Origin of the sequence: Candidatus Poriferisodalis sp., from assembly GCF_965204195.1 — a bacterium.
In the GTDB taxonomy this organism is placed as follows: domain Bacteria; phylum Actinomycetota; class Acidimicrobiia; order Acidimicrobiales; family Poriferisodalaceae; genus Poriferisodalis.
Genome location: NZ_OZ241975.1, coordinates 205,430 through 217,946, shown reverse-complemented (window position 1 = coordinate 217,946; position 12,517 = coordinate 205,430). Strand labels below are relative to the sequence as shown.

Annotated in this window: 8 protein-coding genes; 2 read left to right on the top strand and 6 right to left on the bottom strand. The window is 66.5% G+C overall.

The features are described from left to right. Positions 1-106: 106 nt before the first annotated feature. The 4 genes from ACOGI8_RS00955 to ACOGI8_RS00940 form a co-directional block, all read right to left on the bottom strand. Positions 107-1,261: a MalY/PatB family protein gene (locus tag ACOGI8_RS00955; RefSeq protein WP_419855039.1), complete on the bottom strand. Its 1,155-nt coding sequence runs from the start codon at positions 1,259-1,261 to the stop codon at positions 107-109. 146 nt (positions 1,262-1,407) lie between these two features. Next, a complete protein-coding gene (locus ACOGI8_RS00950; protein WP_419855038.1) occupies positions 1,408-2,148 on the bottom strand; it encodes a sulfite exporter TauE/SafE family protein in 741 nt (246 codons plus the stop codon). Positions 2,149-2,158: 10 nt separating this feature from the next. Next, positions 2,159-3,274, bottom strand: coding sequence for a chorismate synthase (gene aroC / locus ACOGI8_RS00945; protein ID WP_419855037.1), 1,116 nt, complete (start codon positions 3,272-3,274; stop codon positions 2,159-2,161). A gap of 9 nt (positions 3,275-3,283) precedes the next feature. After that, a complete protein-coding gene (locus ACOGI8_RS00940) occupies positions 3,284-4,180 on the bottom strand; it encodes a PAC2 family protein (protein ID WP_419855036.1) in 897 nt (298 codons plus the stop codon). A gap of 352 nt (positions 4,181-4,532) precedes the next feature. On the opposite strand from ACOGI8_RS00940, the gene ACOGI8_RS00935 reads away from it, so the two are divergent. Continuing rightward, entirely contained in the window at positions 4,533-5,906 is a 1,374-nt protein-coding gene (locus ACOGI8_RS00935; protein ID WP_419855035.1) for a trypsin-like serine protease, read from the top strand. Between the two features lie 236 nt (positions 5,907-6,142). After that, on the top strand, positions 6,143-7,267 hold the full coding sequence (locus tag ACOGI8_RS00930) for a hypothetical protein (protein ID WP_419855034.1): 1,125 nt from the start codon (positions 6,143-6,145) through the stop codon (positions 7,265-7,267). A 240-nt stretch (positions 7,268-7,507) separates the two neighbouring features. On the opposite strand, the gene ACOGI8_RS00925 is transcribed toward ACOGI8_RS00930, so the two are convergent. Together ACOGI8_RS00925 and ACOGI8_RS00920 are read right to left on the bottom strand one after the other, a co-directional pair. Beyond that, positions 7,508-8,722 (bottom strand): acyl-CoA dehydrogenase family protein, encoded by a 1,215-nt coding sequence (locus ACOGI8_RS00925; RefSeq protein WP_419855033.1) that lies wholly within the window; start codon positions 8,720-8,722, stop codon positions 7,508-7,510. A gap of 36 nt (positions 8,723-8,758) precedes the next feature. Next, positions 8,759-12,496, bottom strand: a complete 3,738-nt coding sequence (locus ACOGI8_RS00920; protein ID WP_419855032.1) for a hydantoinase B/oxoprolinase family protein — start codon at positions 12,494-12,496, stop codon at positions 8,759-8,761. Positions 12,497-12,517: the final 21 nt, after the last annotated feature.

The following is a 12,517-nucleotide window of genomic DNA, read 5'->3' as shown; positions in this document are numbered from 1 at the left end:
GTCAACACCGCAGATGGCGACCGGTGTTTAATCCGGCTAATCTGATCCCCGTCACCTGCACTGGATCCCGCAGGCGAATCCGAATAGATCGCCGACGACTGAGGGGTTAGCGGCCGATGGCTTTGGCCATGCGGGCGGTGGCCTCGTCGAGCATGGCGGGCGACGTGGCGAAGTTGAGGCGCACGTGGCCCGCGCCTTCGGGGCCGAAGTCGAGCCCGGAGTTCAGGTACACGCGACCCCGCCCCAGGAACACCGAGGCAGGATCGTCGCCCAGGCCCAGTTCGCGGCAGTCCATCCACGCCAGGTAAGTGGCATCGGGCGGCCGGTACTGCACCTCGGGCAGCCGCTCAGTCAGCAACTCCGCCAGCAGGTGACGGTTGCTGTCCAGCCCGGCCACCAGCTCGTCCAGCCAGTCCGGCGCCTCGGTCCAGCCGGCGATGGTGGCGACCTGCCCGAGGATCCCGATGCCGCCGATCAGCCGCTTGGGGATCTTCTTGACGATGGGGCCGTAGCGCGACGACGCCGAATGCAGGAACGCCATCCGCAGCCCTGCCATGTTGAACGACTTCGTGGCAGCGGTGACGGTGACCGTCCGCTCGGCGGCCAGCTCGCTGACCGAAGCCACCGGGATGTGCCGCCGGGGCGCATACACCAGGTCGCAGTGGATCTCGTCGGAGATCACCACCAGATCGTGACGCTCGGCAATGTCGATCACCGCAGCGATGTCGTCGGCGTCGAGCACCATGCCGCACGGGTTATGCGGCTGGCACAGGATCACCGCGGTCACATCGGGCGCCGACGCCACCGATTCGAAGTGGTCGAGGTCGAGCCGCCAGCCGTCGTCGTGGCGGATGAGCGGGTTGGGCACCACCCGGCGCCCGTGCCCCTCGACGCTGGAGAAGAACGGCGGGTAGGCGGGCGTCTGGAAGATGACGCCGTCGCCGGGCGCGGTGCAGTAGGTGATCGCCAGCTCCAAGCCTTGGATCACGTCGTGCACCCGCACGACGTCGAGCGGGTCGACCTGCCAGCCGAACGCCTCGCTCATGCGCTTGGCGAAGACACGCAGCACGGGGATCGGCTGGTCGTAGAAGTCGTAGCCCAGGCCGCCCGAGTCGATGCGCTCGCGCACGGCGTCGAGCACGACTGCGGGCAACTCCACGTCCATGTCGGCAACCCATGCCGCCAGCACGTCCGGGCCCTCGCGTCCCCACTTGATGCCCGGGCGGTTCCGAACCCGTTCGGCGTCCAGTTCGAATATCACGGCGTGACCCTACGCGCCCGACCCTTGGGTTCTCAAAGGCTGCGCCAATAGGTGAACCTTCTCGTTGTCGCACCCGTTGCTTCCCGCTCTTGTTCGCTGCGCTCACGGGCCGCTCGGGCCACGGCTTCGCCTGGGGGCTCAGCCTCTCAGTACAGGCCGACCATGCGGCCGGCGAGGCCGAGGACAGCGACGGCCAGCACGGGCCGGATCAACCGCTCGCCGCCGCGCACCGCCCAGCGGGCACCCAGCCAGCCGCCGACAGCGAAGCCCGCGGCCACGATGACGGCGAATCCCCAGTGCACCTGGTCGTTCAGGATGAACACCGGCACTGCCACCACGGTCAGCACAGCGATCACCACCACCTTGACCGCGTTGGCGTTCACCAAGTCGAGCCCGGCGTGCGACAGGGCCAACACCAGCAAGAGCCCCACACCTGCTTGAAATGCGCCGCCGTAGGCGCCGATCAGGAAGAACACCGCCACGGTCAGCGCCCTCGGCCAGACGATCTCGTCGCCGCGGGCCTTCGGCGGCCACAGGCTCAGGATCAGCAGCGGCACCATCAAGATGCCGAAGACCCGCTCGAAGGCCGTGTCGCTGAGCAGGCTGGAGACCGCGTAGGCGCCGATTACCGAACCGATCAGCGCCGGCAGCAGTACGGGCACCGAGCGGCGCAAGCCCGACACGCCCTCCGACCGGTAGCCGGCAACCGACGCCAGGTTCTGGGTGACGACGCCGATGCGGTTGGTGCCGTTGGCCACCAACCCGCCGAGATCGCCCACCACCGTGAGCAGGCTGACCGTCAGCAGCGAACCGCCGCCGGCCATGGCGTTGACCACGCCCGCCACCACGCCCGCGGCTGCGACGAGCGAAATCTGTGCGATGTCCATCGGCTGGCCGTCAGCCAGATGGCTGCGGCGGCGAAGGAGCGTCTGCGAGCTGGGTTGTCTGCTGGCGCAGGAGATGGTCGGCCAGCACGAGGCAGACCATCGCCTCCACCATCGGCACCGCCCGGGGCAGCACGCACGGATCGTGACGACCGCGGGCGGCGAGCACCGTGGCCTCGCCCGAGCTGGTCACCGTCTTCTGCTCGCTCGCAATGGTGGCAGTGGGCTTGAAGGCCACACGCAGCACGATGTCGGCACCGTTGCTGATGCCGCCCTGGATGCCGCCGCTGCGGTTGGTGACCGGGACGGGTCGGCCGTCGGGACCGGGCGCGAACTCGTCGTTGTGGGTGCGGCCGGTCATCAGCGTTCCGGCGAAGCCGCTGCCGATCTCCATGCCCTTGGCCGCCGGCAGCGACATCACCGCGCCCGCAAGCTCAGCGTCGAGCTTGTCGAAGACCGGTTCGCCCAAGCCCGGCGGCACACCGCGTGCCACGCAGGCCACCACGCCTCCCAGCGAGTTGCCGTCGTGGCGGGCAGCGTCGATGGCTTCGGTGATGCGGGCTGCGGCGGCGGGATCAGGGCAACGGGTCGGGTCGGCCTCCACGTCGTGGCGGGTCAACTCCGCGGGATCGACGTCGGCAGTGATGTCGCGCACCGAGCTGACCCAGCCCAGCACCTCCACCCCGGCCGTTGCCAGGATCTTGCGAGCCACCGCGCCCGCCGCAACCCGGCCGACGGTCTCACGGGCCGATGCACGCCCGCCCCCCTGCCAGTTGCGGATGCCGTACTTGGCCTCGGTGGTGTAGTCGGCGTGGCTCGGCCGGTACTTGGTGGCCATTTCGGAATATGCGCCGGGCCGGGCATCGGTGTTGGCCACGGTCATGCCGATCGGCGTGCCCAGCGTGAGGCCCTCGAAGACACCCGAGTGGATCGTCACCCGGTCAGCCTCCTGGCGCTGGGTGACAATGCGGCTCTGGCCGGGACGGCGCCGGTCGAGGTCGTCCTGCACATCGGCCTCGCTCAACTCGATGCGCGCCGGGCAGCCGTCGATGATCACCCCCAGCGCTCCGCCGTGCGATTCGCCGAACGTGGTGACCGCGAAGCGGTCCCCGAACGTGCTGCCGCCCATGTGAGAACCCTACGACGGCTCGTCGGGGGGCGACTCGCGCTGCTCGGCCAGGAACTTCTGGAATTCCAGCGCTATGTCGTCGCCGCTCGGCAGGTTCTCCTCGGCGGTGCGGTCTGCTTCGGCTTCGAGCTGCCGGATATAGGCCACGATCTCGGGGTCTCGCGCCACCGCCTCATCGACACGCTGCTCCCAGGTCTGCACGCTGCTGTCCAGCTCGCGGTAACCGGTGGTCACGCCCGTGACCGTCTCGAAATGGGCCAGCAGTGCCCGCGTGCCCTTGGGATTCGGCGGGCCCGCGACGTAATGCGGCACCCCCACGCGCAGCGACACCACAGGAAACGCTGCCCGGTCCAGCACGTCGTGCAGCGTGCCGATGATGCCGGTGGGGCCTTGGTAGGTAGGGCTGTCGAGGCCCAGGCGAGCGGCCAGCTCCCCGTTGGCGGCGCTGCCCTTGACCGAGGCGGTCCGCGAGTGGGCCACGCCCGCGACCATGGCCCCGAGCGTCACCACCATCTGGCAGCCGAGTCCACGGGCGATCTCCGCCACTCCCTCGCAGAACGTGCGCCAACGCATCCGCGGCTCGATGCCCGACAGCAGCACGAGGTCGTGCGGCGGGGCAGCCGGCACGACGTGGCACTCGATCTCCGGCCAGCGGATACGGCGCTCCCCATCGGGAGCGATCTCGATGTGCGGGCGGCTCTCCTGGAAGTCGAAGAACTCCTCGGGGTCGATATGGCAGACCCGCCGTGCCTCGCTTCGCTCGCGGATCCACGTGAGCGCGCCGGTGGCGCACTCGCCGGCGTCGAACCAGCCCTCGAACGCCACCAGCAGGAGCGGATTGTGCAGGTTCGGCGCGCCGTCCCACACGACGATCGGTTGCTCTAGTGGATCTTCGGTCCCGGTCACGGCCTCACTATGGCCGATGCGTGCGCAGATCGCGCCCGGATTTGTTGCTCAGCGGGCCCAAGCGGGCAACGAGGCACGCTCCAGCGAGTCCAGCCAGACCGATTCGAGCGCCTTGTGCGATGCGAGGTAGAGCCGGTCAGCACCACAACGCATGCAGAGTTGCTCACAACAGCCTGGTCTGTCGATGCCGACCTCACAGGTGTCACGTCACTTACTGAACGTTTAGTAAGTTCGAATCAGCGGAAGGCTCGTGGCGAGCCGTCTCGCCCGAGTCCGCCGCCGACTCGAAAGGAGACACGCCATGCGACACCACCCATACCGACAAGCCCGAGGCGACCCACTTCATCGCAGAATGCGACAAGCATTCGCCGTACTTCTCATCGCCTGCACACTCGGTGCCCTGCTGCCAGCGAGCGCCCTCGCCGACACCGCTGCGGATAGCGAGCCGGCAATCCACCCGGTCGTCGCTTCCTACGCATCCGACTACTCGGTCACGCTCGCCGAAGCGCAGCGACGGCTCGAACGCATCCCAGCGCTGCAGGACATCATCGGCGCTCTCCACAGTCTCGAAGCAGATCGGCTCGCCGGGTGGGGCATCGATCATCACGGTCCAATGACCGCGTGGGTGTGGCTCACCGGATCAGAACCGCCCAGCAGCGCTGCCGCCGAAATCGCTGACGCGCACAGCGACGTGAAGATCCGCACCGGCGCAAAATTCACATTCGCGGCACTCACCGCAGCCCAAGACAAGTTCGGCATCGGTGAGGGCATCGGACCAGTCGGCAATACCGGCGCAGCAGACGCTGTCCAGATCGACATCAGCGATCTGATCACACACACCGCAGTGGACGTGAGGGCCAATGCGCTCGAAATCGGCATCGACACCAGCAGCGCACCAGCCCCGCCATCAGGTGCGCTCGACGCTCTGGAAGGTCGTGGCCCATTCGGACCGGTTGGCAGCACAGGTGATGCCCCGGACGACGCCGGGACGCTCGCCATCATCACCGCCCTGCTGGCACCCCACATCGCCGTCCCGTACAACGTCATCAAAGCTGACGCAATCGAGGATCAAACCGCTTTCGAAGGCGGCCACCGGATGACAAATGGATCAGCTGTCTGCACATCCGGATTCACCGCCTACCACAGCAACCACGGCAGATATGGGATCATCACTGCTGGCCACTGCCGTCGCAGCACATGGACGACACAAGGCGTGGCGCTTACCTTCGGGGTGCGCGCATACAACGCCAGCAACGACGCAGCCTTTTATCTCATTCCGAGAAATCAAGCTCACACCGCCACCAACAGGATCCTCTGCAGTAACCATCCTGAAAACCCTCGAACCTGCGCAGTCCGTAGCATTGGTCCAGGACGGCTGCTGATGCTTGATGATCATGTGTGCCGCGCGGGCACCAATTCCGGTGTAAGTTGCGGCACCGTCGACAACGTCAGGTTCCAGCCCAGCAGTAGCGATGGATGTGATGGATACGGAGGGACCTGCCAAGCAGTGTTCGTTCGCGCGTCTGGACCGAACGTCCGGTCATGCAAGGGAGATAGTGGCGGTCCTGTCTACAGTTACAGTGCCGCTTATGGCATTCACAAAGCAGGACCAGAAGACAACCCGTGCAACAAGTCCAATTCGTTTATTGTGTTCAGCTCGATCCGGCGAGTACAGAATGCTCTTGGGGTCACAGTAGTGACCAATTGGCCTGAAGATGTACCATAATCCCTGTGCACTAACTGCGAGGTTGTCAGCATTGGACCAGAGTCAATAGTGTCATGCGGCACGCGATGCTCACGGGCTTAATGCTGCTATCAATAGCTTGTACACGTGGTTATGAAACCGGGCCCGGTAACGGTGCTGAACCAAGTGTATCAAGCGAACTCAGAATGAGCGTACCACCTGATAACCGTGCTCCGGTGCCGACGAATCGGCATCAAACGCAGTCCATCGTAACATCCTTGACTGAAGGCGAAATAGCTACACGGACAACATCCGCTATCAATGAATCCCTATGGTATCCACGACTCGAGAACATACGGCCGCTGCCGTGGGCGGACTTCCATGAGATGTACGAGCGCAGAGTCTACGAAGTCGCAGAATCGATTCTGAGTCGAGCTGTTGGTGTCCCACATGTCGAAGGTAAGTGTCTTTATCTCGATGTGTTTTACAGGATGCATCAACGTCCGAGCTTCCCGGGGGATGGCCCGAGGGACACCCTGCGCTGGGTGCTGTCCTTGCCAAATGATCTTGTGCAATATGATGAGGCGAACGAAGAACTCTGGTTTCATCATCGTGTTCACACTGCTGGCCCATTCTCGCTTGGGAAAGAGATTATGATCGACGATGCCCAATGGTTAGTCGATCGAAGTCCAGAGTGCGGAAATCACCGTATTTTGCGCGGTTCAAGCATTGAAAGCTGCGGCTATCTGAGTGATCGCTTCACTCGAGCATGCACAGTTGCAATATATTCATCCACACATCGAGTCCTGCCAACCGAAGCGAACCGCCGACTGGAACGCATTCCGGAAATGGAGATAGTGCTGGCAGGACTACGTGAGACAGAATCGAAGCGAACGGCGGGCTGGGGTATCGATCAAGCGGATCCGTATATGCGGATCGGTGAATCATTCGTCGCATGGCTTTGGCTCACCGGTGATGATCCACCAAGTCCGCAGGCACAAGAAGTTGCCGCCGAGCATTCTGACATCGAGCTTCGGATCGGCGCATCGGTAACCTACGCCCAGATCCAATCCGCTCAGCAGCAGTTCGGTGACGGGAATGGCATCTATCTTCCGCGCGACACGCTCGATGGTGCTGTCCAAGCGATCGAACTGTCAGAGGCTGTCGCGTGGACGTGGATCAATCACAGGGCCAACGCGCTGGAAATCGCAATTGACACTTACCGAATCCCGCACGATGTCGGTTCCGTCATGCTCACAGGTGATCCGAACTCCTACGGTGACAATCGATGGCCGCCCCAGGACGAGCTCTTCGCCACGATTGCGGACGACATTCGAGCTCGCATTGAGGTTCCCTTCGACATTGTCTTCCAAAGGATCGACCCGGACGAACGGCATCGATGACCCAACCGTGAGCAACTCAGTATCCGCTCGTCAGCGGACCCAGGCGGGCAACGAGGCACGCTCCAGCGAAGAAAATCAGAGTGACCGCGCAGCAGGGCTCTCGTAGGTTCGGCACGGGACGGGACCGCCCCCGCTACCGGAGTAGCTCTGACCACCGGGCGGATCCCGTCCTCACGACACGTCGTGTATGCCGCTCACATCGTAACGCCGAGGAGCGAAAGCAGCCGACGGGTTTAGCGGCTAGCCGTCGTCGGCGACTTCGTCGTAGAGGCCGTTGCGGCCGAGACGCACCAGCAGTTCCTCCGTGCTCCACGGCAGCATGGTGGCGCCGCAGCGGGCATCGCGGTAGTGCTGCTCGAGGCGGCCGGGCCGCAGCAACGACCTCCCGCCGCAAGTGCGCAGTGCCAGCGATGCCATCTCGGGTGCGCTCTCCATCGTGGTCACCGTTGCCACATGCGCCCGGCGCAGCTCCTCGGGGCTGGGATCGGCCCGGAGCTCGCTGAGCACCCGGTAGGTCAGCGACTGCGCCCGGTCGTAGATCAGCTGCAGCTGCGCCCAGCCGGTCTGCTTGATCGGGTGGTCACGTGACGCCTTCACCCCCGACTCGCCCCGCAAGTAGGTGCGCGTGGCATCCAGGATGGCCCGCATCAGCCCCAGATAGCTGAACGACAAGGTCATGTAGAACTGGGGGAAGCGCTCCACCATCGCGTTGAACATGCCCGGCGGCAGCACCTCATTGCGGGCCGGCACGAACACGTTGTCCATCACCAGCGTGCGGGAGTCGGTGCCGCGCATGCCGATCGGGTCCCAGTCACCGACGATCTCGGCACCCTCGCCGTCGGCAGGCACGCCGAGCAGGCGGATGTGGGGATCGCCCTCCACCACCGCCAGCACGTTGTGGACGTGAGCAGCGCCGCTCAGCGAGGCGAAGATCTTGCGGCCGGTCACGCGATAGCCGCCCTCGGTGGGCACCGCCATGGTGCTGAAACCCGATCGCGCGCCCGGCGCCTGGCCCTCGGAGAACGGCTGGGAATGGATGACGCGGCCGCCGACCATTCCCTCCCACAGGTGCGGCCGGGTTTCGGCGAGATGAGCAGCCATGGCCCCATCGGGATCCAGCTCACGCCCGCGCTCGCCGGCCAGCAATGCTTCGGCGATCGGGCCGGAGAGCAGCGCGGTGGCGGTGTGCATGTTGAACGTCAGCGCCGTGGTTGCGCAATGCCGACCCATCTCCTCGGCCACGAGCGCGTAGCCCACGAAATCTGCACCCAGCCCGCCGACCTCTTTGGGCACGCACAGGCCCAGGAACCCGGCATCGGCCAGGTCGGCCCAGTTCTCATGCGGGAAGCTGGCATCGCGGTCGTAGGTGGGCGCACGCTCGGCAAATGCAGGCCCCAGTTCGGCCATCCGGGTCACGAGCTCGGCTCGCTCGGGCGTCAGCACCTGTTCATTCATCACTCACCCTGTCTCGCTTAGCAGTTCATGGGGCACTCACCCCGCAGCAGCCGGAAGTGGCCTGCCGTAGCCGCCGCCTCCGGGCGTGTGGATCTCCATCACGTCGCCTTCGCCGACCTCCACTCGGGCACAGCCGGCCAGCTCGGTGACGGTGCCGTCGACCCGTTCGAGCAGATTGCGCCCGCGCGCACCGTCCTCGCCGCCGGCGACGCCGAACGGCGCAATGCGCCGGCAGCTCGACAGCAGATTGGCTGTCATGGGCTCGCCGAAGCGCAGGCGCCGCACGACGCCGTCGCCCCCGTCGTTTGCGCCACGGCCGCCCGAGCCTTGGCGCACCTCGAACCGCTCGAGCAGCACCGGATGGCGCTGCTCGAGTATCTCGGGGTCGGTGAGGCGGGTGTTGGTCATGTGCGTGTGCACCGCATCGGCGCCTGGGCGCCGCGCCGTGGCACCCGCTCCCCCGCAGATCGTCTCGTAGTACTGGTGGGCAGCGTTGCCCCAGATGAAGTTGTTCATGGTGCCCTGCGAGGCAGCCACCACCCCCAGCGCGCCGAACAGCGCATCGGTGATCTGCTGGGACGTCTCGACGTTGCCGGCGATGACTGCGGCGGGCGGGTGGGGCGACAGCATCGAGGGGTCGGGCACCACGAGTTCGAGCGGCCGCAGGCAGCCGGCGTTCAGCGGGATGGCGTCGTCGACCATGCAGCGGAACACGTAGAGCACCGCCGAGCGGCACACCGCCACCGGGGCGTTGAAGTTGCCCGGATGCTGACCGCTGGTGCCGGCGAAATCGACGACTGCGCTGCGCTGGTCGGCATCCACCGAGATGCGAACGCAGATCACGCTGCCGTCGTCCAGCTCCATCCGGTAGCTGCCGTCATCGAGCGCATCGATGACCCGGCGCACCATCTCCTCGGCATTGTCGGCGACATGGCCCATGTAGGCGTGCACGACATCGAGGCCGTAGTACTCGACGATGCGGGCCAGCTCGACGGCGCCCCGCTCGCAGGCCGCCACCTGGGCGCGCAGGTCGGCGATGTTCTGGTCGGGGTTGCGCGCCGGCCACGGACCGCTGGCGAGCACCTCGCGCACCTTGTCCTCAAGGAAGCGTCCCTCGGTCACGATCTGGAGGTTGTCGAGCACGAGCCCCTCCTCGTCGATGGTGGTCGAATCGGCCGGCGCCGAACCGGGGACGCAGCCGCCGATATCGGCGTGGTGGCCGCGGGAGGCCACGTAGAAGATGCGCTCGCCGCCCGCGGCGTCGAACACCGGTCGCACCACCGTCACATCGGGCAGGTGCGTGCCGCCGTTGTAGGGGTTGTTGAGCACGAAGACGTCGCCGGGTGCCATGTGGGGGTTCTGCTCGATGACGGTGCGAATGGACTCGCTCATCGAGCCGAGATGCACCGGCAGGTGCGGTGCGTTGGCGACGAGCTCGCCGGAGAGATCGAAGAGCGCACAACTGAAGTCGCGCCGCTCCTTGATGTTCACCGACACGGCGGTGTGCTCGAGCACCACGCCCATCTGCTCGGCGATGTTCATGAACAGGTTGTTGAAGATCTCGAGCTGCACCGGATCGACGCTCGTGCCGATCGCGATGCGTGAGGGTCGGGCCACCACCCGATCCAGCACGAGATCGCCTCGGTCGGTGATGGTGCCCTGCCAGCCCGGCTCGATCACCGTCGTGGCGTTCGGCTCGACGATGACCGCTGGGCCTGCCACCGCCGTGCCGGGCGCCATGGCGGTGCGGTCCCAGAATGGTGTGTCGTAGCGCTCGCAGGTCGGCTGCGTGTTGCCGTCGGCTGGTGCGGTGCCATTCGCTGCCGTGCCGGCGGTTGAGCCCATGTAGGTCGGATGCGTGGCGAGCAGCGGCTCGCGGTCGCCGGGTGTCGGTGCGGCAGGCGGCGGGTCAACAGCTTGACCGCGGGCCTCGATATGCAGCGCATCGACCACCAGTGCTGTTGCGGAGTTCGCCGCTCCGGGCGGGCTGAAGCCGAATCTCGTCCGGTGTGCGAGCTCGAACGCAGCGGCCACTTCGGCCGCGGTCCCAAGTGGAACCTCGAGCGTCGTGTCCGAGCCCCGGTAACGGACGGCGAGGCGGCCGGTCACCTCGATCCGATCGGGCGATACGCCCGCGGCAGCCACGGCGTCGATGGCACTGGGAGCGGCATCAGCCAATCGCCGGTACAGCTCGTCAATGAGCGCTTCATCGAGGGGGGCTTCGACCGGTTCGGCACGCAGGTCGGTGACATCGGCCAACCCGATGCCCAGCGCCGAGAGCACGCCCGCATGCGGGTGAATGAGGACCGTGGAGATGCCCAGCCGATCGGCGACCCGGCAAGCGTGCTGGCCGCCGGCACCACCGAAACAGACGAGCGTGTAGGCGCTGACATCGTGGCCCCGTTCGGTGCTGATCTTGCGGATCGCGTTGGCCATGTTCTCGGCTGCGATCTCGCCGTAGCCAAACGCCACCTCGGCGGCACTGCGTCGCGCGCCGCTCGCGTCCGCGATCCGGTCGGCCAGCTCGGCGATGCCGCGGGCCGCAGCATCGGCGTCGAGCGGCTCGGTGCCGTCAGCGCCGAACACCGCCGGGAAGTACTCGGGTCGGATGACACCCAGCACCGCGTTGGCATCGGTGAGCGCGAGCGGGCCGTCGTTGCCGTAGCAGACCGGCCCGGGGTCGGCGCCAGCCGACTCGGGGCCGACACGCAACCGGCTGCCGTCAAACGTGAGCAGCGATCCGCCCCCGGCAGCGACCGTGTGCATGTCGATGATCGGCGTACGGACGCGGATGCCCGCCACCTCGGTCTCGTTCGCCCGCTCGAACTCGCCGGCGAAGTGGGAGACGTCGGTCGACGTGCCGCCCATGTCAAAGCCGATGAGCCGCTCGAACCCGGCCGCCTGGGCGGTGCGGGCCATGCCGACGACACCCCCGGCAGGACCCGACAGCAGTGCATCGCGGCCGGTGAAGCGCCGGGCATCCGCCAGACCGCCGTTGGACTGCATGAACTGCAGCTGCGGCCCCTCAGCTGACGCGGCTGTGCCGATTCTCGATGCCACGGCATCGACCGTGCCGATTCTCGACGCGACGGCGTCGACGTAGCTGCGCAAGATCGGGGACAGGTAGGCGTCGGCCACGGTGGTGTCGCCGCGGGGGACGATCTTGACCAGCGGGTCCACCTCGTGGCTGACCGAGACCTGCGAGAAGCCGATCTCGCGGGCCGCAGCTGCCAGAGCGGCCTCGTGGTCGGTGTGCCGGTAGCCGTGCACCAGCACGATGGCCACGGCCTCCATGCCGCGCTCACGTGCCGCTGCCATGCCGTCGGTGGCCGACGCCAGGTCCAGCGGGCACAGCACCGTGCCGTCCGCCGCGATGCGCTCGTCGACCTCGAGCACCTCCGCATAGAGCATCTCGGGCAGCACGATGTCGAGCTTGAACAGGTGCGGGCGGGTCTGGTAGCCGATGCGCAGCACGTCGCCGAATCCGGCCGTGGTCACGAACAGGGTCGGCACGCCGCGGCGCTGCAGCAGCGCATTGGTGGCCACCGTGGTCCCCATCTTCACCGACCGGATCCGCTCCGGCGGCAGCGGCTCACCGCGGGGCACCTCGAGCAGGTCGGCGATGGCGGTAGTGGCTGCGTCGTCGTAGCGGCGCGGGTCCTCGCTCAGCAGCTTGTGCGAGACGAGGCTGCCGTCGGGCCGCCGAGCCACCACATCAGTGAAGGTGCCACCCCGATCCACCCAGAAATCCCAGCCAAGGGCTGCTCGGCTCATGGCAGGACCCTACGTGCCGTC

Bases quoted from the DNA above. Each gene is read 5' to 3' on its own strand.
- ACOGI8_RS00950 (WP_419855038.1), bottom strand. From the start codon at position 2,148: ATGGACATCGCACAGATTTCGCTCGTCGCAGCCGCGGGCGTGGTGGCG.
- aroC (WP_419855037.1), bottom strand. From the start codon at position 3,274: ATGGGCGGCAGCACGTTCGGGGACCGCTTCGCGGTCACCACGTTCGGC.
- ACOGI8_RS00935 (WP_419855035.1), top strand. From the start codon at position 4,533: ATGCGACAAGCATTCGCCGTACTTCTCATCGCCTGCACACTCGGTGCC.
- ACOGI8_RS00925 (WP_419855033.1), bottom strand. From the start codon at position 8,722: ATGAATGAACAGGTGCTGACGCCCGAGCGAGCCGAGCTCGTGACCCGG.
- ACOGI8_RS00920 (WP_419855032.1), bottom strand. From the start codon at position 12,496: ATGAGCCGAGCAGCCCTTGGCTGGGATTTCTGGGTGGATCGGGGTGGC.